The sequence below is a fragment of the Deltaproteobacteria bacterium genome (assembly GCA_030690165.1).
GTDB lineage: Bacteria > Desulfobacterota > GWC2-55-46 > UBA9637 > UBA9637 > JACRNJ01.
Genome location: JAUYHF010000019.1, coordinates 14,478 through 35,335 on the forward strand (window position 1 = coordinate 14,478; position 20,858 = coordinate 35,335).

A 20,858-nucleotide genomic window follows, 5' to 3' on the forward strand; every position below is an offset into this window, starting at 1 on the left:
CAATACTTTGAGTAAATTGTAAGAGGGGCTGTGTCCCGCATATCATGTATAAAAGAAAAGTAAACAAAAGGCTTCTATCCAGACTTATGGAGCAACGGCGGTTTATACAGGCGCTTGCAGGTCCGCGGCAGGTGGGAAAGACCACATCCGTGCTTCAGGTAATGGAAGACCTTCGCATACCTTTCCATTACGCATCTGCTGACAGGCCGACATTACAGGGTCCGGTATGGATAGAGCAGCAATGGGAACTCGGACGTCTTAAACTTGGCAAGAAAGGCGCTGTGCTTGTTATTGACGAGGTGCAGAAGATTCCAGGCTGGCCGGAGGTTGTCAAAGGATTATGGGATGACGATACGCGGCATAAAAGGCCGCTCCGCGTGGTATTGCTCGGCTCTTCCCCGCTTTTAATCCAGACCGGATTGACCGAAAGCCTTGCAGGGCGATTCGAGATACTTCCGGCAACCCACTGGTCTTACGATGAATGCCGCGCCGCATTCGGATGGGATTTGCATACATATATCTATTATGGCGGATACCCAGGCGCTGCCCCATTGATAAGCGACAGAAGCCGGTGGGCAAGATACATATCCGATTCCCTGATAGAGACTACGATCTCAAGGGATATATTGCTCATGACCCGCGTGGATAAGCCAGCCCTTCTGCGGCGCATGTTCCAGTTGGGATGCAGTTATTCAGGGCAAATACTTTCTTACCAGAAGATGCTCGGGCAATTGCAGGACGCCGGCAATACCACGACCTTGGCGCATTATCTTGAGCTTCTCGCAGGGGCAGGACTGGTTACCGGGCTGAACAAATATTCAGGGCAGGTTGTCCGTCAGAGGGGGTCGAGCCCCAAACTGCATGTAATGAATATGGCATTGATGACTGCTCAACAGGGGCTTTCATTGGAAGAGGCGCAGAGAGACAGAAATTATTGGGGGAGGCTCATGGAGTCGGCGGTAGGGGCTTACCTCGTAAACAGCGCCATAGAGCAAGGCTTTAATGTATATTACTGGCGCGATCGGGGGTACGAAGTAGATTTCATACTATGCAAAGGCAAAAAAATAACGGCCATAGAGGTAAAAAGCAGCCGCAGCAAAGGAGTATTCCCTGGAATGGAGGCGTTTGGAAAGACGGTCAGGCATTGTAAAAAGCTGCTGGTCGGAGAGGATGGGCTGGCCTTTGAGGAGTTTTTCCGAACAGAGCCTGTTAGGTTTCTTGATTAGGGCGCAGGTCAAATAATGAAGAGCCGCGATACAATATTGGGGGAAAGCATAAAGGATGATATTCTAAGGAGAGCCATCTATGTCCGAAAAACCATTATCCGTTGAAATAAAAAAGATAACCCCGTATCTATGGGAGATACCGAAAAAAGGGGATATGCTTGTCCCGGGCAGGATTTACGGGGATGAAGAGACAATACAGAGTTTACTAAAAGATGTTGAGGAAAAAAAGGGAGGCGGATTCACGCCTGCAATTGTGCAGGTCTTGAATGTTGCAATGCTTCCCGGAATCCAAAAGGCATCCATTGCGATGGCGGATATTCATCCGGGTTACGGTTTTGCCATCGGCGGCGTTGGCGCATTTGACCTTGACGAGGGTGTGATAAGCGTTGCCGGCGTGGGGTTTGATATAAACTGCGGTGTGAGGGTTTTGGCAACGTCCCTTGATAAAGAGGATGTTGAGGCAAAAAAGGAACAGCTTGCAAACCAGCTTTTCCGGGATGTGCCGGCAGGCCTCGGCTCTACCGGGGATATCAGATTGACCGCAGGCGAGATAGATGAGGTTTTGACAAAGGGCGCTGAGTTTGCGGTAAAAAAGGGATATGGTTTTCCTGAGGATTTGGAATACATTGAAGAAAACGGCAAGGTAAAAAATGCTGACCCTGATAATGTGAGCAAAAAGGCGAAGGATAGGCAGTTTAAGCAGGTCGGCACACTCGGCTCAGGCAATCACTATCTGGAGGTGCAGTGGGTTGAAGAGATTTATGACATCAGGGCAGCCGATGCCTATGGCCTCCGCAAAAATCAGATACTCATCGCAATCCATTGCGGAAGCCGCGCATTGGGGCATCAGATAGGCACGGATTATTTGCAGACGCTTTCAGAGGCGAGCAGAAAATATAATATTCCCATCAGGGAAAGAGAACTTGTATGCGCGCCGTTCAAGAGTCCCGAAGGCCAGAGATATTTTACCGCAGTGAACTGCGGCATAAATGGCGCTTTTGCCAACAGGCAGGTCATAGGCCATCTTACAAGACAGGCTGTCCAGCATGTATTTGGCATAGACATGCGGGATATAAAACTTCTGTATGATGTTGGGCATAATACTGTGAAGCTTGAGACCCATGAGGTTGATGGTAAGATGAAGAAACTCCTTGTCCATAGGAAAGGGGCGACGCGGGCGTTTGCTGCTGGTAGAGATGAGGTTCCAATAGCATATAGAGATGTCGGTCAGCCGCTCCTTGTAGGTGGGACAATGGGCACAGCATCATATATATTATGCGGCACCCAAAAAGGCATGGAAGATTGCTTTGGCAGCGCGGTTCACGGCGCAGGCAGGGCGATGTCAAGAGAAAAGGCTAAGAGACGGTGGCGCGGAGAGGAACTTATACATGAGTTAGCTCAAAAAGGCATATTAATAAAATCAAGGAGCAAGTCCGGAGTTGCCGAAGAGGCGCCTGGCGCATATAAGGATGTTGACAGGGTTGTAAATATAGTTCACAGCGCCGGGGTGAATAAAAAGGTGGCAAGGGTAAGGCCGCTTATATGTGTAAAAGGCTAAAAATCTTCCTGCAGATACAATTCTTCTGTATCCTTTGTTTTTCGCAATTTTAAGGGGGTCTGGCAATAAGGGCAATATATCTCTGACCCTATCTTTTCATCCCCTGAAATAGGGACATCTGCATCGCATATGGGGCAGGTCAGATAATGTTTAACCTCACCTTTGAGAGCCATAAGTTTCCTCCTGTTAATGGTCTATTTGCAGGCACGGTTTTAATCCGCATAGACGGACTATTTTGCCTGTCTGCGCAGACAGGCACGAATAAATTCGCGCCTAAGATGATTAGTCTAACAGTCTTTTCAGACAGATTCCACAAAATATTTGTGCTTGTAATCCCAAAGTGATAATGTCCTATTCTGCCAAAGTAGAAATGTCCACTGATTAAAGCCTTCAGGGGCAGGCTCTAATTCAGAGATGCTAAACTGTCCTTATTTTAAGGAGGGCAGAATGGCAGGAAAGGACATACTCATGGTAAGTCAGGAGGAGAGGAAGCGATTACATCTTATCCACAAAGTGATTGAGGGGGCGATAAAACAAGTTGAGGCAGCCGAGGTTATCCATTTAAGCTATCGGCACACCAACAGGATAGTAAACAAAGTAAGAAGAGAAGGAGACAAGGCTATAGTCCATAAATCCCGTGGCAAGCCATCAAACAGGAGATTACCTGAAAAGGTAAAAAATAAGATAGTCAAGCTTTACCGAGATAAGTATAAAGGCTTTGGAGCAACCCTTTTTTCCGAGAAGATATTTGAAGAACACAGGATTAAAATAAGCGATGAGACCCTGCGTATATGGCTCATAGAGTCCGGAGACATAAAGAAAACCCGCAAAGGAAGAGCCCACAGAAAATGGCGGGAGAGAAAGAATCATTTCGGCGAGATGGTGCAGATGGACGGCAGTCACCATGACTGGTTTGAAGGCAGAGGTGATAAATCCGTTCTTATGGGGTATATAGACGATGCAGCAGGAGAAGCCTTTGGCAGATTCTATGAATATGAAGGAACCATACCGGCGATGGACAGCTTCAAGCGCTATACTTTAAAATATGGTCTGCCTATGAGCATATACCTTGATAAGCACTCTACCTACAAATCAACAGGCAAGCCCACCATAGAAGACGAATTAAACAATACCGGGCCTTTAAGCCAATTTGAAAGAGCAATGAAAGAGCTTGGAGTAAAAGTAATACATGCAAACTCACCCCAGGCCAAAGGACGGATAGAGAGGCTGTTTAAGACATTACAGGACAGGCTTGTGAAAGAGATGCGGCTTCTCAATATAAAGACCATAGAAGAGGCAAATAAGTTTTTACAAGAATACCTGCTCCGATACAACAAGAGATTTGCCGTAAAACCCCAAAGAGATGAGAATCTGCATAGAGAAATACCCGAAGATTTAAACATGGATAAAATCCTGCGCATAAAGACAGAGAGGGCATTAAGAAACGACTTTACCGTAGGGCACAACAAGAAACTCTATCAGATAGAAGATAAGACAAGAGCCAAAAAGGTAACAGTAGAAGAAAAGATAGACGGCACGATGGCAATAACATACAAAGGAGCCTCTTTAAGATTTAAAGAGATAACCCAAAGACCTGAAAGACAAAAGGAAGCCTTTCCGGTATCCCATCCCAAAAGGAAATACATTCCTCCTATGGATCATCCATGGAGGAGATTGAACTACAGTAAACATGCTGACAGATATAAAGATATAAACAAAAAAGAATTGAGGGAGGCTGATACATAAAACAGGACATTTCTATTTTGGTAAGAATAGGACATTTCTATTTTGGCTTTACACAAAATATTTGTGCTTTGACTGCCGGCGCTATTTCTGTTACATTTATACAATTATAAATCTACATGGCAGGCAACTAAAGTGAAAAAAGCTATCTCTATTATCTCCATACTTTTCATTATTACCCTTGGGCTGTCTACATATCTTAAGCTTAAAAAACCGGAAAAACCTTCTGGCTGTATTGAAACCACAGGGATTGTAGAAGCTACCGAGGTAGGGCTCGGCCCAAAGATTGCCGGCAGAATAGATTGGCTCTGCTGCAAAGAGGGAGATGCTGTAAAGGCCGGTGAACTTGCCGTAAGATTAGATGATAAGGAATTAAAAGCAAGGGTTCTTCAAGGCAGGAAATCGCTTAAAGCAGAAGAGGCATCCCTTAATATAAGCGAGGCAAATTTAGAAAATGCAAGGCTTGAGATAGATGCTGTCAGGGCAGAAGTCCAGACAGCAGAGGCGGAGGTTGCAAGAACTAATGCGCTGGCAGAAGACGCAAAAAAGTCCCTGCAGAGGGCCTCCGGGCTTTTTAAGGATGGTTTAATATCAGAAAGGGAAATGGACGCGGCAAAGACAAATTATGACGCAAATAACGCCCAATTGGATTCTGTAAGGGCGCGAAAGAGGGCGGCGGATGTAAAACTCAAAATCTCTTTATCCAGCATCAGGACATCCGAGGCGCAGGTGTCTTCTGCAAGGGCAAAGGTGGAGGAATCGCAGGCTGCGCTGAATGTATTGGAGGCTCAGCTCAAGGATACAGAGATAATCTCGCCCATAGACGGCGTTGTTGCATATAAGGCATTTGAAACAGGAGAGGTAGTTAATGCCGGCTCGCCTGTCTATATCATCCACGACCTCAAAAACATCTGGGCAAGGGTTGATATTGAAGAGACAAAAATAGGTGATATAAGGCTCGGTAATACAGCAAAGATAACAGCATCGGCCATGCCGGATAAGGAATTTAGCGGAGAGATCATTGAAATAGGCAGAGAAGGCGAATTCGCCACACAGAGAGATGTAACAAGAGGCAGGTCTGACATAAGGACATTCAGGGTGAAGATAGGCATAAGTAAACCTGATGGATTGTTAAAATCAGGAATGACAGTAAGGGCGCGGATATTTTGCAGATAAAAAATGGAGGTTAAAATGGAAAAGAAGGAAGATGTTAAATTTAGTGAATTAGGCTTAAGCAAGGAACTGCTTCAGGCTGTAGTAAGCATGGGGTTTGAGGAGCCGACGCCAATACAGCGTAGGACAATACCCATAGTTTTAAAAGGCAAAGATGTTATTGGCCAGGCCCAGACAGGGACAGGAAAGACTGCTGCCTACGGCATACCAATTGCAGAAAAGTTAGAGCCGCACAACTTTATGGTGCAGGCAATAATCCTTACTCCAACAAGGGAGCTTGCCATTCAGGTCGCTGAAGAGATGAACAAGATTGGCAGGTTTAAGAAGATTCAGGCTGTTCCCATTTATGGAGGCCAGTCCATAGAAAGACAGATAAGGGCGTTAAAAAAAGGGGTTCAGGTTGTAGTTGGCACGCCCGGCAGGGTTATTGACCACATAGAGAGAAAGACGTTGCGGCTTAATTATGTAAAGATAGTTGTGCTTGATGAGGCGGATGAGATGCTGGATATGGGATTTGTTGATGATATTACCACAATACTTAAAACAACCCCAAAGGAGAGGCAGACCCTCCTTTTTTCAGCTACAATGCCGGATCCGATACTTAAAATAGCAAACCGCTATATGCAGAGTCCTGAGAGGGTGACTATTGCAACGAACATAATTACTGCGCCTAAGATAAACCAGATATTTTATGAGGTGAGGCAGTCTGAAAAGACTGACGCCCTGTGCAGGCTCATAGATGCAGAGGATTCAGACCTCTTTCTTGTGTTCTGCCATACAAAAAGGGAGGTTGATGATGTTGCGGCAGATTTAAAGCTCAGAGGGTATGAGGCAGAGGCAATACACGGCGACTTTAGCCAGTCCCAGAGAGAGGCTGTGATGAAAAAGTTCCGTGAAGGCAGGATAGATGTGCTGGTTGCAACCGATGTGGCTGCAAGAGGCCTTGATATAAGTAAGATTACGCATGTTATTAATTACAGCATCCCGCAGAACCCTGAATCCTATGTGCACAGAATAGGAAGGACAGGCAGGGCAGGAAGGGAAGGCATCGCCATAACATTTGTCACCCCAAGGGAAGACAGGCAGCTCAGGCTTATACAGCAAGTCGCAAAGACAAAAATAACAAGAGGAAAGCTGCCGTCTGTTCAGGAGATTCAGGAGGCAAGGGCTCTTCGCCTGAAAGAAAAGATTCAGGAATTCATTGATGATAAGCGCTTTGACAAATATCTTAAAATGGTTGAAATACTTTCAGACGGTCTTCAGCCAATAGAGGTTGCAGCAGCGCTTTTAAAATTCCAGCTTGAAGGGTTTGGTACAGCAACGGAGACAGTAAGAGGGGGTGGGGCTGTATCCTTTGATGAAACAGGCGCCCCTCCTGGCATGGCAAGGCTTTTTATAACTGTTGGCAAAGAGCAGAAGATAAGGCCTGGGGATTTAGTCAAACTCATTGCAGAAAAGACAGGACTTAGCGGTAATACCGTCGGCAATATCAAAATTATGGAAAAGTTCACCTTTCTTGAGGTGCCGAAGGATTCGGCTGAAAAGGTAATAGATGCTTTGCAAAAGAGTATGATAGGGGGGAGGAAGGTTAATGCGGCGCCGGCAAGACCGAGGTAATTTACAAATCTGACCACATTTTTCTCTCCTTTGCTTACAGGAGATAAGGAATTTAAGAAGCTGAAGGTGAAGTTAAGGTTGAATGGGTGTGAGAAAAAGAAATGGGGTAAGCGTTCCTGAGCAATTCTCAACTCCAAAAAGCTACGGAATTGGTGAGATAGTACAACTAATTTAGTGAGCATGAACAAGTGTCCCCTTACCCATACCGCTCTCTTTTTTTCTCAAGGATGAAAAACATGTTTATGGCACGTCTGCGCTGGCAGGGTCAGGAGGACGGTAACCATCTCGCTCTACATCTACGCCCATTTCCTTATTGCAGGAACCAACGCTAACTATATGACAGCTAAGAAAACAGGTTCTCGTTCTGGTAGCAGTTACATACCTCCACCTCGGTTTTGCATTACCGGATACAGGACGAAGGTCGGGAGAAAAATTTAAAAGTCGTAAAGGGAAGCCGACAGGCGGTGTGGGAGCAGCGGTGCCCGGGTCAAAATCGTATAGGACACCATCAATAAGATATTCAGCATTCGGCGCCTGTACATTGCTATGAATATTAAAATGGCAATTCTTGCAGGTGGCCCGTGTTTTGTCTATTCTGTTTACAAGATGAAGCTCGTGCAAATTATCTTTTCCATCAATGTTGTCCCAAAAGTTAGTATAGGCCGTGCCGGTGTTCAAAAGTAATGACTGATTATGACAGCGGAAACACAGATTAAAATTTGAGGCAGAGAAGCTTGTTGGTCCATTAACATCATTGAAAAAAAATGCCCGACGAATGCTCGGATAGGTTGAACCATGGGGACCTTTTACTGTTGTACCAAGCGCCGGCGCCGCTCTATCAGTAGTTCTGAGGGCGGATTGTGTTATTGGGCCTACTATTGTTTCAAATGCGTTGTTATTGTGGCAGTCAGTGCAGTTAATAGTCAGGCCGCCGAGTTGGGCAACCGCATCGCCAGGCGGGGAGGCGCCACAATTTAGACCAAATGCAGCCTCGAGTTGCTTACAAAGCCTCCATGATCGGTTTCTTCCCGGCCCTGCCACAGGATGAAAGGAATTGTTAGTCGTCTGGAATTCTAATTTCTTATTGCTGCAAGGCATTCGGCCCTGAGCGCAGGCGCAGGTGCTATTACAAACGCAACTCGGAGTTGCGCCGCCGCAATTGCCCGTTACTATCTGGTTGGTGCCGTTGCCTACGGCTGTAATAACGCTATCCCCATGACACTTGAAACAGAGCTCATAGATGAACGGCTGATACGGTTGCGCTAGCGCACCAGTGGTCTTCTCGGCACTCGTGCACGCAGGATCATTAGTAGAACTTACAGGGTCGCATATTATGCCGTTGATAGTAATATATCTCATCCCCTTTAACCTGCCCCCAGCGTCCCAGGTACCGGGGGTATTATCGCCCTTTTTTACTGCATGGGGATTGTGGCAATCGTAACATTCCACATGTTTTTCGGTAATAGGACGACCCGCTTCTGCTGGTGGTTGTGGTGATAAGGTAACAGGGATAGACTCTCTTACCGTATGACGGCCTGATAGGGCAGGATCATCAATAGGATGACCGCTGCCGGGAGCTATATGCCTTTTATTTATCTCTTCCTTGATCTTCTTTGATGAGGGGCCGTTTGTGCTATGACACGCCTCACAGAGGTTTTCCTCCCATGCAATAAGCTGTCTCGGTATCATGTAATCAACCATGACGGAAGGGTTGCACCCGGCCGGTATATTCGGATTCAGGGAAGTGCAGGCAATTTGATTAACGGCAGGGACACCACCGGTGCCGTCCGGAGTGATAGTATAGGTAGTATTAGTATCGTATGGAGCTGCAACTGTTCCCTTTATTCCGTGCGGGGTATGGCAGTTAAGGCAGCTTCCCCTGTTCCCGGTTGGGAGGTTCAGTCTGGTGCTTCTCGGCCATATTAGTTTAGGCGTGGTTGCACTGGTTTCGGTTGTCCCAGGCCAGTAAAATGAGCCGGTGCCGTCGCCTAACGTCGGATCAAAATGGGTGGATAACTTAAACACGTCTTTGCCCTGATAGAAACTCCACCTGCCCATATGAAGCGGGCTGGTTGAGTTGTTTATCTTTTCCATGTTTTCATGGCAGTACCAGCAAAGTTCGGAGTTTGCCCTAGGCGTTGCGGAGTTATAATCTCCCTTAAAGAGAAGATAGGGACTTGGACCTCCTATACCTGATATATCAGAAGAGGCATTTGGGTGCGGCTCGCCTCCGCCAAAGCTTGCCATAGGTTCATGGCAGTGGAGACATTCGCCGGAGCCGTATGTGCCTGCCTCGGCGGGGTTGCCGCCGGGGTTGGCGGTATTGTAAGAGCCTGCGCCAGGAAGGGTATTGCAAGGGTCGCTATTGCCGTAGTCTGCCCCCAATCCCCTGTTCACGCCTCCTGCACAGGGTGTAAGACCATCTGTTGTGCCGCCGCCGTGTTTGCTGTAGATAAATGCGCCGCCTGTGGCAAAGGCGTCCGGGATTATTTTTAAACCGGACCAGGGATAAATATAGGCTGTTATGGCAAATACCAAAGATACAGCGGAAAGGAGTAAAAATCTTTTCATGTTCACAATACCCCCTTTTACGTAAAGTTAAGAGTCAACAGTCAAAAGCTAAATCAGATAAACCTGCCGCATCTTGCCCATCAGTCCGCCTGATATGGCTCTAATCCTAACAAAATTATATTTGTCAAGATAAAGAGGAGTAGGGAGATGATGCGTGACGCTTCCCACATTTTTTAAAAACCATTTGTTTCAATAGATATAATTTTATGTCCGAAACAACCTTTAACCTGTTAGTTTTAAAAAGCGAGATTATTTTGCCCAGCTCATAATGATACTTTTCCAGCAATCTCAAATTGCTCTCCTTTTACTACTTATAGTATTTATTGTCAAGAGTAATAATACTTATAGTCTTTAGTATTTTGGCGTTTTAACACTTATAATTAAAATAGAGGCTTTAAACCTATGAAGGATATACTGAAAGAATTCGGCAGAAGGGTTAGAGATATACGAAAGGAACATGGATTATCTCAGGAGGAGTTGGCTGAAAAGGCTGACCTTCACTTTACATATATTGGTGGTATTGAAAGGGGTGAACGAAATCTATCTTTAAAAAATATAAAGAGGATTGCCGATGCATTGAAAATAGATATAAGAGAACTTTTTACTGTGGAAGAAACGGGCATTGAAGGCAAAACTATAATTGGTGATATTAACAGGATTCTGGCTGATAAAAATGTTTCAGCGCTACGGTTAGTAAAACTATTGATAGAAGATGTTGACAAGTGGTTGAAGGAAGTAAAAATTAGGAATAGCGACTACTAAAAAGAAAGATTTGCACATTATCTGCTCATTAGTAATACAAATGCATTAAATAATCTGGCATGATGATGCGTGAGGCTATAAACAGGCTTTTAAAAGAAACCGATGAAGAAAAATTAGGCTGGTTGTAAAAATCCTGCGGGCTGTGGCGAGGTAATGGGTTCTTATCTAAATCATTTCTGCAAGTCATTCAAAATCTTATCTACAACCTTTTTCATCTCAGGGATATGTTCAGAACATACGACAAACACGGTTTCTGCATCGATGTCAAAATAGTGGTGGGTTATAATATCTCTCATACCTTTTGCCTTCTTCCAGTCCATTTCAGGATAATTGGTAAGAAATCTTGAGTCCGTCAATTTGTCTACCTGTTTAAGGGCTTCTCCGATGTTAATGAGTTGCATACAGATGCTGTCCAGCTTCTCAAAACCTTCATCATCTTTTATGAAATCATTGCTTGACCCAATGACTTTAAATCTTTTTGTGATCTGTTCTATAGACCATGCTATGTTGCGAAATATCTCAACGATAAGCTCCTTATCATACATAGATGACATCTCTCTCAATCCGCTGTTTCAGAAACTTGTTCATCTTGTCTCTGAGCCTTACAATGTCAACATTGCTTCTAAATGCCTCCTCAATAGCCTGTTTAATGCCTATCAAATTAAAAAGGTCGGGTTTTTTCACTTCAACAACAATATCTATATCACTTCCTTCGCGGGTTTCTCCTCTGGCGTAACTGCCGAACAGACCGATTTTTGTTACCCCGAAGTTTTGCTCAAATTCAGCCTTATGCTCAAAAATAAACCTTATTATCTCGTCTCTGTTCATTCCGTCTCCTGACAGTGAATATATTCAAGATTTTCAGCTATCCGTTTATTGATGTCAAGTAGTTTTTGCGGGCTGTGGCGAGGTGAAGTAAAAATAATTGACATAGTATCTATGATAGATGTATCCTTTTTATAGAAAAAGGAGGCAGTGAATATGAAGGCTACTCTTAAGTTCAAAAGCCTTGACGATTTCTTGAAGGAGCATAATCCTCGTGTATGAAGTTTATTGTGCGTTTTTCAGCGTGAAGTAAAGTAGTTGTGTCTGTTTCTTTACAAGATAACACCTTTTACAAAACTTTAGAGGCTATATCAACTCTTAAGTCAGGGCAGAGGTTTGTGCTTTCCGGCCTTTTGGGTTCGTCAAAGGCCTTTTTTATTGCCTCTCTGGTGGGTAAGGGCGTAATGCCTTACGCCCCTACTACTAACTCCGAACCCAGAACTGTTCTCATCATTACACCAACTCAGGAAGAGGCGGAGAATTTTACAAAAGATATAAACTTCTTCCTCGGAAAAAAGACAGCCTTTTTCTATCCTTCATGGGAGATTTTGCCATTTGAGAGCCAATCTCCGCATCCGGATATAATCGCCGCAAGAATAGATATTCTCCACAAACTTGCCCACGGACATCACAATATAATTGTCACAACGCCTTCAGCCATTATGCAAAGGGTTATACCAAAGGGCGTCTTAATATCTTCTGTTCAAAGGTTTGAAGTTGGAATGGAAGTGAACAGGGACGAGATATTGCAAAGGCTTTTACAAATTGGTTACTCAAGGACAGGCTTAGTTGAAGAAAAAGGAGAGATGAGGGTTGCCGGCGGGATTTTAGATATTTTCCCTCCGTCATATTCCGCTCCTGTCAGGATTGAATTTTTTGGAGATGAAATTGAGAGTATCAGGACATTTGAAAGCGCAACCCAGAGGTCAAAAGAAGATTTGAAAGAGGCTGTAATCCTGCCTGCAAAAGAGATTATCTTTTCAAAAAATGTAAATGAGATGGCGCTGGATAAGCTCAGAAAAAGGGCTGATGAACTGGAGCTTCCAAAGGATGTAAGAGAGTCTATTTCTGACAGAATACGGGATGGGCTGGTCTTTGCCGGTATTGATTTTCTTTCGCCTCTTTTTTACGGAAGACTTGACACGCTGTTTGATTATCTTCCTAAAGATTGCCTGCTCTTTCTCAACAACCTAAATGAGATAGAGGAGGCCGGGAGAGGGTTTGAAAATGAGGTGTCGGATGGGAGAATAAAGATTGAAGAGAAAAGGCAGTTTTTTGTAAAGCCGGAAGAGTTTTATATGGATGTAATGGAGTTTAAGTCTGGATTTGAAAAAATGGGCACGGTTGTAATGGAGGCGTCAATTCCCCCCAGCCCCCATTTGATAGACAAGGGGGTTACAAATTCGTGTGAATTTTCTACACAGTCCAATCTTGACATAAGACAGGACATTGCAACCCCCCTCCCTACCCTCCCCCGCACGGGGGGAGGGGAAGGGGTGGGGGTTCTTAAGCCATTAGTCGATAAGATGAAAGACTGGCATGACCTTGGGTGGAGCGTATTTATTGTCTGCCATACGACAGGGCAAGCGGAGAGGTTGAAGGAGTTACTGGAGGGGTATAATCTGATTGTGGATTGCAGATTGCAGATTGCAGATTTAAAATCCCAGATCCCAGATCCCACATCCCACATCCCAATAATCATCGGCGATTTAAGTTCCGGCTTTCGTTTCCCATCCATAAAATTAGCCGTCATAACAGAAGAGGAAATCTTCGGACAAAAGGTAAAAAGACGGCCGCCGCCTTCCCATAAAATAGACGCCTTCCTTACCCAATTGCAGGATTTAAATATCGGAGACTTTATTGTTCATACCATTCACGGAATCGGTATTTATCAGGGGCTTAAGAGGCTTAAGATAGAGGATATAGAAAATGATTTTCTCCTTCTGGAGTATCAGGGGGGAGATAAATTATACCTGCCTGTCCAGAGACTGCATCTTGTGGGCAAATACCGCGGTGTAGAAGGCAAAAAACCGGAAATAGATAAGCTTGGCTCTACAAGGTGGGAGAAGACCAAAGGCAGGGTAAAGAAGATTGCAGAGGAGATGGCAAAGGGATTGCTGGAGCTATATGCGGCAAGAAAGGTTGTTGAAGGGTTTTCTTTTTCAGGAGGGGACAGGCTTTTTTCAGAGTTTGAGGCGTCTTTTGAATATGACGAAACCCCGGACCAGCTAAGCGCCATTGAGGATGTGCTAAAGGATATGGAAGAGCCCAGGCCAATGGACAGGCTTATCTGCGGCGATGTCGGATATGGAAAGACCGAGGTTGCTATGAGGGCTGCATTCAAGGCTGTTCTGGATAACAGGCAGGTGGCAGTGCTTGTGCCTACCACATTACTTGCGCAACAACACTATCTTACCTTCAAAAACAGATTTGCCGCATACCCTGTGACTATAGAGGTATTGAGCCGCTTTAGAAGCCCTAAGGAGCAGAAATATATTTTAAAAAAGCTTGCCAATGGCGAGGTGGATATAATCATCGGCACTCACAGGCTTTTGCAAAAGGATGTTGTAGTGAAGGATTTGGGGCTCATTATTGTTGACGAGGAGCACAGATTTGGCGTGAGCCACAAGGAGAGACTAAAGCAGATGAAAAGGCAGGTGGATGTCCTGACATTGACCGCAACACCAATCCCAAGAACCCTCCATATGTCTCTTGCAGGCATAAGGGATTTGAGCATAATAAATACGCCGCCTGAAGACAGGCTTGCCATAAAAACCTTGGTTGCAAGATTTGATGATGAACTGATAAGGAATGCTGTAAGAAGGGAACTTGCCAGAGGCGGCCAGGTATTTTTTGTCCACAACAGGGTAGAGAGTATAGCGGCAATGGCTGATTATCTCAAAAGGCTTGTCCCTGAGGCGAGGGTTGCGGTTGCCCACGGCCAGATGAAGGAAAAGGGGCTTGAGAAGGTAATGGCAGACTTTATAAATAAAGGATACGACATTCTGCTTTCCACATCCATTATAGAATCAGGACTTGATATACCGTCTGCGAATACAATTCTCATAAACAGGGCTGACAGGTTCGGCCTTGCGGAAATTTATCAATTGCGCGGAAGGGTTGGCAGAAGCAGCCATAAGGCATATGCCTATCTTCTGACGCCGCCTGAATTGATATTGGCAGGGGATGCAAAGAAAAGACTGAAGGTGCTTCAGGAACTCTCTGACCTCGGCGCCGGTTTCAGGCTTGCCGCACATGATCTGGAGATAAGGGGCGCCGGGGAACTCCTCGGAGCCAAACAATCAGGCCAGATTGCAGAGGTTGGTTTTGAGATGTATACGCAGCTTCTGGAAGATGCCATAAAAGAGCTAAAAGGCGAAAATATAGAAAAAGAGATTGAGCCTGAGATAAATCTCAGGGTGTCTGCATATATCCCTGAAAATTATATCCCTGATGAGAGGCAGAGGCTCTTTATCTATAAAAGGATTGCCACAGCGGCATCTGAGGACGGGATATCTGCGCTAAAAGAGGAACTTATAGATAGGTTTGGGGATATACCTGAGCTGCTGAATAACTTATTCAGAATTGCGGGTTTGAAATTGCTGTTAAAAAAACTTAAGATAACCGAGCTTTCTCAAAAAGGGGACTACCTTTATATAACATTCTCCAATGATACTGCTGTGTCGCCGCAAAAGCTGCTTCAACTTGTAAAAAAGAATCCAAAAAGGTTCAAACTTACGCCGGACTCAAAATTCATTGTTCTTATAGAAAAAGGGAAGGAAATCTGGGAGGAGGCAAGATATATATTGCAACAGATGATAACAGGGTGATAGTATTTTAAAATTATTATGAAAATGAGGGAACAGGTGGAAAAGGTAAAAAATAAAAGAAAAGAGGCAGCTGCATATTTCAGCCTGCATCAGTTTTGCAATCAGAAACTTGCGACTGCCTGTTTGCTGCTCGCTCTTTGCTGCCTGCTGTTTATTGCGGGTTGTAAGAGACAGGAAGAGGAAAAGGCAAAGGCCGTTTCTCCAACTGATGTGGCGATAAGGATAGGTGACAGGGAGATTAGCCATGGAGAATTTCAGGATACATTCAAAAGATTATTTCTTGAAGGAGAAGAGGCTGCCGAGGTTAAAAATGAGGAGCTAAAAAATCTCAAAATAGACCTTGTTAATCAGCTTGTTGAAGAGGAATTGATTCTGGAAGAGGCAAAGAGGCTGGCAATAGATGTTAAGGATAATGATGTTTTTAAAGAGATGGAAGAAATAAAAAAAGAATACGATGGAGACACATTTGAATCAACCATCATGAATAAATATGGAAGCATAAATAAATGGAAGGAAGAGATTAGAAAGAAGTTATTGATTAAAAAGGTTATAGATAAAATTATTACTCCCATGATTATCGTTAAAGAGGGCGAGGCCCAAAGATACTATAAAGAACATATAACAGATTATAATAGGAAAGAACAGGCAAGGGCCAGGATGATTGTGGTAAAGACAGAAGAAGAGGCAAACAGTGTGAGGGAAAGGTTGAAAAGAGGGGAAGGATTTGCAAGGATTGCGCAGGAGGTTTCATTAAGCCCTGAAGGTAAGAGGGGTGGAGACCTCGGTTTTTTTGGCAAAGGAGATATGCCAAAAGAATTTGAGGATGTGGTTTTCTCTTTGCCGCCCGGCAAAATAAGCGATGTGATAAAAACTGTATACGGCTATCATATTTTCAGGGTTGAAGAAAAAAGGGGCGCAATGGATCTAAAATTTTCAGAGGTAAAAGACCAGATAATGAATAAGTTAAAGAGAGAAAAGAGCGACATGGAATTTCAAACATGGATGAGGGAATTAAAGCAAAAGACAAGGATAGAGGTGAAGGAGGAACTATTGTGAAAACAATTGCAGATTGCAGATTGCAGATTGCAAATTTTAAATCTCAAGCCTGCTTACTGTTTACTGCATACTGCTTACTGCTTACTCCAGTCCATGCCGAGATTGCAGACAGGATAGTGGCTGTGGTGAATGACAGCGCTATTACCTTATCTGAACTGAATATTGCCACTGCCGGACTTGGAGATATAAAGGGAGATGACAAAGAGAAAAGAAAAAAGATTATTGAAACAAAAAGCAAGGTGTTAGACCAGCTTATTGAGAAAAAACTGGTTGAACAGGCGGCAAATAAAGCAGGCATTACTGTTAGTGAAAAAGAGATAGACAATACAATTGAAGATGTGAAGAGGCAAAACAACATAGGTCAGGAAGATCTATTAAGCGCGCTCGCAAAAAATGGCCTTACATTTAAGGAATACCGCGGGCAGCTTAAAGACCAGATCAGGCAGGTAAAATTTATAAATAAAGAATTCCGGACAAATGTAAAGGTCTCTGATGAGGATGTAGTATCGTATTACAAACAAAATCAGGATAAATTTTCGGGCCCGGCGGTGTACAGAATCAGGATAATATCATTTCTCTTAAGCGGGCAAGACAAAGGAAAAGACGCGGAGAAAAAGGCAAAAGATATCCTTGCCATGGCCCAAAAAGGCGCAGATTTTGCAAAACTGGCTTTGGCCTATTCGGATGGGCCGAACGTCAAAGATGGCGGAGACCTTGGCTATATCAGTCCGGGCGAAATGGATGCGGCAGTGGAAAAAGCCGCAGGCGGATTAAATATCGGCGAAATAAGCGATGTAATAAAGACCCCCGCAGGGTTTCACATAATACAACTTATAGACAGGCGAAAGGCAGAGCCAAAACCTATTGCAGCGGTTCTTGACGAGATTAAAAATATTATCTTCCAAAAGATTATAGATGAAAGATACAAACTCTGGCTGGAAGAGATTATGAAAAAGGCATATATAGAGGTGAGACTATAGAAACAGGTTGAGGTTAAGATTTAGGTTGAGAATATGTTAGTTCTAAATTGCATTGCTGCCTTAACCTTAACCTTAACCTTAGCCTTAACCTTTTCCCCGTATGAAGCCAACCATAGCAATTACCATGGGCGACCCGACCGGGGTTGGACCCGAGGTTGTCTTAAAGGCCCTTGCGGATAAAAAGGTTAGGCGGCTTTGCAATCCTGTGATTCTGGGCGATGAGGCGGTCCTCAGATTTATAAGCGCAAAATGCAAATTGCAAAATGCAAATTGCAAAATAATAAACCTCTCGAATCTCAATTCTAAGAAACTAAAACCCGGAAGACCTGATAATGCCTGTGCAAAAGCCATGATGAAATATATAGAAGAGGCTGTGCGCATGGCAATGAGCGGCGCTGCAGATGCAATTGTTACGGGTCCTATAAGCAAAGAGGCTATAAATAAGGCAGGATATGATTTTCACGGCCACACAGAATTCCTTGCGCATCTTACAAAAACAAAAGACTTCTGCATGATGCTTGCAGGTAAAAGCCTTAAGGTTATTCTTGTAACCATCCACGAATCCATAAAGAATGTTCCGCAGCTTTTGACAAAAGAAAATGTTTTCAAGACCATAAAGATAACAGACGATTCATTTAAAAAATATTTTGGCTTTCAAAGGCCGAGGATTGCAGTAGCTGCCCTTAATCCCCATGCGGGTGAAGGAGGTCTTTTTGGAGACGAAGAAAAATGGATTATAATCCCTGCCGTGAAGAAGGCAAGGCAGATGGGTGTAAATGCTTCAGGCCCCTTGCCGCCGGATACGCTTTTTTACAGGGCTGTAAGGAATAAAGAATTTGACGGCATTGTCTGTATGTATCATGACCAAGGGCTTATTCCGCTGAAACTTTTACATTTTGAAGATGGCGTCAATATTACCCTTGGCCTGCCCATTATCCGCACATCCGTTGACCACGGGACAGCCTATGATATTGCATGGAAAGGTATAGCAAACCCGGCAAGTATGATGGCTGCTATAAAGATGGCGGTGGAGATGTCAAGGAATAAATTTTAAATTCCCTTCGTCATCCAGATAAATCCTTTCTGCTATGGGGTGTTCGGGGAAGCCGGGCATGAGGAGGATTTTACCGCAGAGCGCTGCAAGAAAGCCTGCGCCGACCGCAGGCATGACCCTTTGAACAGTAATATCGAAGCCGTTCGGCCTCCCGGTGAGCGAGGGATTGTCAGATAACGAATGCGGCGTCTTTGCAATGCAGACCGGAAGGTTTTTATAGCCAATATCTTCCAAAACCTTTATATCTCCTTCTGCCTCTTTTGAGAATACTGCCTTGTCCGCGCCATACATCTCTTTTGCAATGGTGATAATTTTTTCTTTTACAGACATATCCAGCGGATAAAGATAATGGAATTTATTTTTATGCCTGCATAGCTCTATTATTTTTTCTGCAATATCAATTCCGCCCTTGCCGCCTTTATTTCTTACATCTGTCACAAAGGCAGGTATGTCTTTATTTTCAAGTAGGTTGATTATCTCATTCAATTCCTCATCTGTATCTTTTTCATAGCGGTTGATTGCCACAAGCAATGGGATACCGAATTTCCGGATATTCTCAATATGCCTCTCCAGATTTTTAAAACCATGCAGCCGCAGGGCATTTAACGTTGCCACAATAACAGCAAGAGATGGATGCAGGCTGCCGACCCGGCATTTTATATCAAAGAATTTCTCTGCCCCAAGTTCTGTTCCAAACCCTGCCTCTGTTATTACATAGTCTGCAAATCTTAATGCTGTCTTTGTTGCGATAAGGCTGCTGCAACCGAGAGAAACATTTCCAAAAGGTCCGCCGTGAACAAATACAGGTGCTCCTTCTACAGATTGGACAATATTGGGATGGATGGCATTTCTTAAAAGCGCTGTTACTGCGCCCTGGATTTTCAGATCTTTCACAAATAGAGGGCGGCTGTTGCTATCAAAGGCCACAAGGATATTTTCAACCCGCTGCTTTAAATCCATGAGATTTTGGCTCAGGCAGAGGATTGACATTATCTCGGATGCGGCAGAGATATGGAATTCATCAATTCTCTCAATTTTGCCTTCAAACCCAACTTTTACCTTTCTCAGCGCCCTGTCGTTTATATCCGAAACCCGTTTCCATAATATCCGATCTGGATTTATTTTTAGCTTATTTCCGTGATAGAGATGATTATCTATGATAGAGGAGATTAGATTGTGCGCTGAAACCACTGCATGGTCGTCGCCTGTGAAATGCATGGTAATGTCTTCAACAGGCAAGACCTGCGACTGCCCGCTTCCCGTTGCGCCGCCCTTGGCGCCGAAAAAAGGGCCGAGGCTCGGCTGTCTTATGCAGGCGATGACCTTTTTGCTCAATAATCTTAAAGACTGCGCAAGGCCGATAGTTATGGTTGTCTTTCCCTCGCCGGCAGGGGTAGGGCTCATTGAAGTAACAAGAATCAGTTTGCCGTCTTTTTCCCGGGCCGGGTCTTTAAGCAGGGCCGAATTTATTTTGGCAATATAACGACCATAGGATATGATATGCCTTGACGGGATACGCAGTCTGCCGGCAATATCCTCAATATGCTTTAACTTTACAGAAATGGCAATTTCTATATCTGTCTTCATTTTATCTTTGGTAGCACAGGTGTAAACATGTGTCAACATCTTACTCGTTGCATAAGTTGCATAAGATTATTATATTGAAACACAACTGTTTATTCTGTAAGATAAATAAAAATGGCTTATAGGGGGCTGTCATGCAAAAACAAGAGATTAAAAAAATATTATTCCCAACAGATTTTTCAGTTGCATCTGACTATGCGTTGTCTTATGCTGTATCCATGGCAAAACGGTTCAAGGCAGAGATCTTTCTCATTCATGTTGTTGACACAAGCTATGATATATCAGGTTTTTATATACCGCATATATCCGTAGAAAAACTCATACAGGAAATGGAAAGCTCAGCAGAAGCGCAGTTGAAAAAGGTCGGCGGTAAAATATCCCGCAGCGTAAAGGCATATAAATCTGCTGTAAAAAGCGGCATCCCGTATAAAGAGATAATCAAATTTGCCAAAAACAAAGGCATAGATATGATAATAATGGGAACCCACGGCAAGTCAGGCACAGACCACTTTTTCTTCGGCAGCACAACCGAGAGGGTTATGAAACAGGCTGACTGTCCTGTCTTAACAATCCGTCCCCCGAAGGATATGCTTTTAAAGGGGAGGGAATAATGTTCGGCATAGGGCTTCCAGAGCTTATTGTTATTCTTGTCATAGCCCTGATTGTCATAGGGCCTAAAAAACTCCCTGAGATTGCAAAGGCCGTTGGCAAGGCATTTGCTGAATTCAAAAGGGCGACTGAAGATATAAAAAATAGCGTAAAAGATGACATTGAGAAAACGACCGGTTCACTTACCGAATTGTCTAAAGAAGTAAAAGCCCCGATAAATCAACGACCGCAAACACCCCCCGCAGAAGAAAAAAAGAAGGATACATAAAG

General features: G+C 44.1%; 17 protein-coding genes. 12 read left to right on the plus strand and 5 right to left on the minus strand.

Annotation, left to right across the window (positions count from 1 at the left end):
• Positions 1–44 precede the first annotated feature (44 nt).
• Positions 45–1,226, plus strand: coding sequence for an AAA family ATPase (locus Q8P28_04485; protein MDP2682054.1), 1,182 nt, complete (start codon positions 45–47; stop codon positions 1,224–1,226).
• Positions 1,227–1,305: 79 nt separating this feature from the next.
• A complete protein-coding gene (locus tag Q8P28_04490) occupies positions 1,306–2,784 on the plus strand; it encodes an RtcB family protein (GenBank protein ID MDP2682055.1) in 1,479 nt (492 codons plus the stop codon).
• On the opposite strand, the gene Q8P28_04495 is transcribed toward Q8P28_04490, so the two are convergent.
• Complete coding sequence (locus Q8P28_04495) at positions 2,781–2,957, minus strand: hypothetical protein (protein MDP2682056.1); 177 nt, start codon at positions 2,955–2,957, stop codon at positions 2,781–2,783. The two genes, Q8P28_04490 and Q8P28_04495, sit on opposite strands and share 4 nt — an antisense overlap.
• 274 nt (positions 2,958–3,231) lie before the next feature.
• Here Q8P28_04495 and Q8P28_04500 point away from each other — a divergent pair, with 274 nt between their 5' ends.
• The 3 genes from Q8P28_04500 (at position 3,232) to Q8P28_04510 (ending at position 7,317) form a co-directional block, all read left to right on the plus strand.
• The gene (locus tag Q8P28_04500; protein ID MDP2682057.1) at positions 3,232–4,530 is read left to right on the plus strand and encodes an ISNCY family transposase; all 1,299 of its coding nucleotides are present in this window, start codon (positions 3,232–3,234) and stop codon (positions 4,528–4,530) included.
• A 132-nt stretch (positions 4,531–4,662) separates the two neighbouring features.
• A complete protein-coding gene (locus tag Q8P28_04505) occupies positions 4,663–5,703 on the plus strand; it encodes an efflux RND transporter periplasmic adaptor subunit (protein ID MDP2682058.1) in 1,041 nt (346 codons plus the stop codon).
• A 15-nt stretch (positions 5,704–5,718) separates the two neighbouring features.
• A complete protein-coding gene (locus tag Q8P28_04510) occupies positions 5,719–7,317 on the plus strand; it encodes a DEAD/DEAH box helicase (GenBank protein MDP2682059.1) in 1,599 nt (532 codons plus the stop codon).
• Between the two features lie 240 nt (positions 7,318–7,557).
• On the opposite strand, the gene Q8P28_04515 is transcribed toward Q8P28_04510, so the two are convergent.
• On the minus strand, positions 7,558–9,888 hold the full coding sequence (locus Q8P28_04515; GenBank protein ID MDP2682060.1) for a hypothetical protein: 2,331 nt from the start codon (positions 9,886–9,888) through the stop codon (positions 7,558–7,560).
• A gap of 402 nt (positions 9,889–10,290) precedes the next feature.
• Here Q8P28_04515 and Q8P28_04520 point away from each other — a divergent pair, with 402 nt between their 5' ends.
• Positions 10,291–10,650 (plus strand): helix-turn-helix transcriptional regulator, encoded by a 360-nt coding sequence (locus Q8P28_04520; protein ID MDP2682061.1) that lies wholly within the window; start codon positions 10,291–10,293, stop codon positions 10,648–10,650.
• Between the two features lie 170 nt (positions 10,651–10,820).
• Here Q8P28_04520 and Q8P28_04525 read toward each other — a convergent pair whose 3' ends face one another.
• Both Q8P28_04525 and Q8P28_04530 read right to left on the minus strand, forming a co-directional pair.
• On the minus strand, positions 10,821–11,195 hold the full coding sequence (locus Q8P28_04525; protein MDP2682062.1) for a DUF86 domain-containing protein: 375 nt from the start codon (positions 11,193–11,195) through the stop codon (positions 10,821–10,823).
• Positions 11,188–11,478: a nucleotidyltransferase domain-containing protein gene (locus Q8P28_04530; GenBank protein ID MDP2682063.1), complete on the minus strand. Its 291-nt coding sequence runs from the start codon at positions 11,476–11,478 to the stop codon at positions 11,188–11,190. The genes Q8P28_04525 and Q8P28_04530 overlap by 8 nt, the downstream gene beginning before the upstream one ends.
• Before the next feature lie 257 nt (positions 11,479–11,735).
• On the opposite strand from Q8P28_04530, the gene mfd reads away from it, so the two are divergent.
• The 4 genes from mfd (at position 11,736) to pdxA (ending at position 18,395) form a co-directional block, all read left to right on the plus strand.
• A complete protein-coding gene (mfd, locus tag Q8P28_04535) occupies positions 11,736–15,305 on the plus strand; it encodes a transcription-repair coupling factor (protein ID MDP2682064.1) in 3,570 nt (1,189 codons plus the stop codon).
• Positions 15,306–15,323: 18 nt separating this feature from the next.
• On the plus strand, positions 15,324–16,361 hold the full coding sequence (locus Q8P28_04540; GenBank protein MDP2682065.1) for a peptidylprolyl isomerase: 1,038 nt from the start codon (positions 15,324–15,326) through the stop codon (positions 16,359–16,361).
• Positions 16,358–17,341, plus strand: coding sequence for a peptidylprolyl isomerase (locus tag Q8P28_04545; GenBank protein ID MDP2682066.1), 984 nt, complete (start codon positions 16,358–16,360; stop codon positions 17,339–17,341). The genes Q8P28_04540 and Q8P28_04545 overlap by 4 nt, the downstream gene beginning before the upstream one ends.
• A 100-nt stretch (positions 17,342–17,441) precedes the next feature.
• The gene (gene pdxA, locus Q8P28_04550; protein MDP2682067.1) at positions 17,442–18,395 is read left to right on the plus strand and encodes a 4-hydroxythreonine-4-phosphate dehydrogenase PdxA; all 954 of its coding nucleotides are present in this window, start codon (positions 17,442–17,444) and stop codon (positions 18,393–18,395) included.
• Here pdxA and Q8P28_04555 read toward each other — a convergent pair.
• Positions 18,378–19,982 (minus strand): formate--tetrahydrofolate ligase, encoded by a 1,605-nt coding sequence (locus Q8P28_04555; protein MDP2682068.1) that lies wholly within the window; start codon positions 19,980–19,982, stop codon positions 18,378–18,380. The two genes, pdxA and Q8P28_04555, sit on opposite strands and share 18 nt — an antisense overlap.
• Before the next feature lie 131 nt (positions 19,983–20,113).
• On the opposite strand from Q8P28_04555, the gene Q8P28_04560 reads away from it, so the two are divergent.
• A complete protein-coding gene (locus Q8P28_04560) occupies positions 20,114–20,590 on the plus strand; it encodes a universal stress protein (GenBank protein ID MDP2682069.1) in 477 nt (158 codons plus the stop codon).
• Positions 20,590–20,856: a Sec-independent protein translocase protein TatB gene (gene tatB, locus Q8P28_04565; protein MDP2682070.1), complete on the plus strand. Its 267-nt coding sequence runs from the start codon at positions 20,590–20,592 to the stop codon at positions 20,854–20,856. The genes Q8P28_04560 and tatB overlap by 1 nt, the downstream gene beginning before the upstream one ends.
• Positions 20,857–20,858 lie beyond the last annotated feature (2 nt).

What these genes read in the sequence shown, in the direction of transcription:
- Q8P28_04495 (MDP2682056.1), bottom strand. Translation starts at nt 2,957, where the DNA reads ATGGCTCTCAAAGGTGAGGTTAAACATTATCTGACCTGCCCCATATGC.
- Q8P28_04525 (MDP2682062.1), bottom strand. Translation starts at nt 11,195, where the DNA reads ATGTATGATAAGGAGCTTATCGTTGAGATATTTCGCAACATAGCATGG.
- Q8P28_04540 (MDP2682065.1), top strand. Translation starts at nt 15,324, where the DNA reads ATGAAAATGAGGGAACAGGTGGAAAAGGTAAAAAATAAAAGAAAAGAG.
- Q8P28_04490 (MDP2682055.1), top strand. Translation starts at nt 1,306, where the DNA reads ATGTCCGAAAAACCATTATCCGTTGAAATAAAAAAGATAACCCCGTAT.
- tatB (MDP2682070.1), top strand. Translation starts at nt 20,590, where the DNA reads ATGTTCGGCATAGGGCTTCCAGAGCTTATTGTTATTCTTGTCATAGCC.
- pdxA (MDP2682067.1), top strand. Translation starts at nt 17,442, where the DNA reads ATGAAGCCAACCATAGCAATTACCATGGGCGACCCGACCGGGGTTGGA.
- Q8P28_04555 (MDP2682068.1), bottom strand. Translation starts at nt 19,982, where the DNA reads ATGAAGACAGATATAGAAATTGCCATTTCTGTAAAGTTAAAGCATATT.
- Q8P28_04520 (MDP2682061.1), top strand. Translation starts at nt 10,291, where the DNA reads ATGAAGGATATACTGAAAGAATTCGGCAGAAGGGTTAGAGATATACGA.
- Q8P28_04500 (MDP2682057.1), top strand. Translation starts at nt 3,232, where the DNA reads ATGGCAGGAAAGGACATACTCATGGTAAGTCAGGAGGAGAGGAAGCGA.
- Q8P28_04515 (MDP2682060.1), bottom strand. Translation starts at nt 9,888, where the DNA reads ATGAAAAGATTTTTACTCCTTTCCGCTGTATCTTTGGTATTTGCCATA.
- Q8P28_04510 (MDP2682059.1), top strand. Translation starts at nt 5,719, where the DNA reads ATGGAAAAGAAGGAAGATGTTAAATTTAGTGAATTAGGCTTAAGCAAG.
- Q8P28_04530 (MDP2682063.1), bottom strand. Translation starts at nt 11,478, where the DNA reads ATGAACAGAGACGAGATAATAAGGTTTATTTTTGAGCATAAGGCTGAA.
- Q8P28_04560 (MDP2682069.1), top strand. Translation starts at nt 20,114, where the DNA reads ATGCAAAAACAAGAGATTAAAAAAATATTATTCCCAACAGATTTTTCA.
- Q8P28_04485 (MDP2682054.1), top strand. Translation starts at nt 45, where the DNA reads ATGTATAAAAGAAAAGTAAACAAAAGGCTTCTATCCAGACTTATGGAG.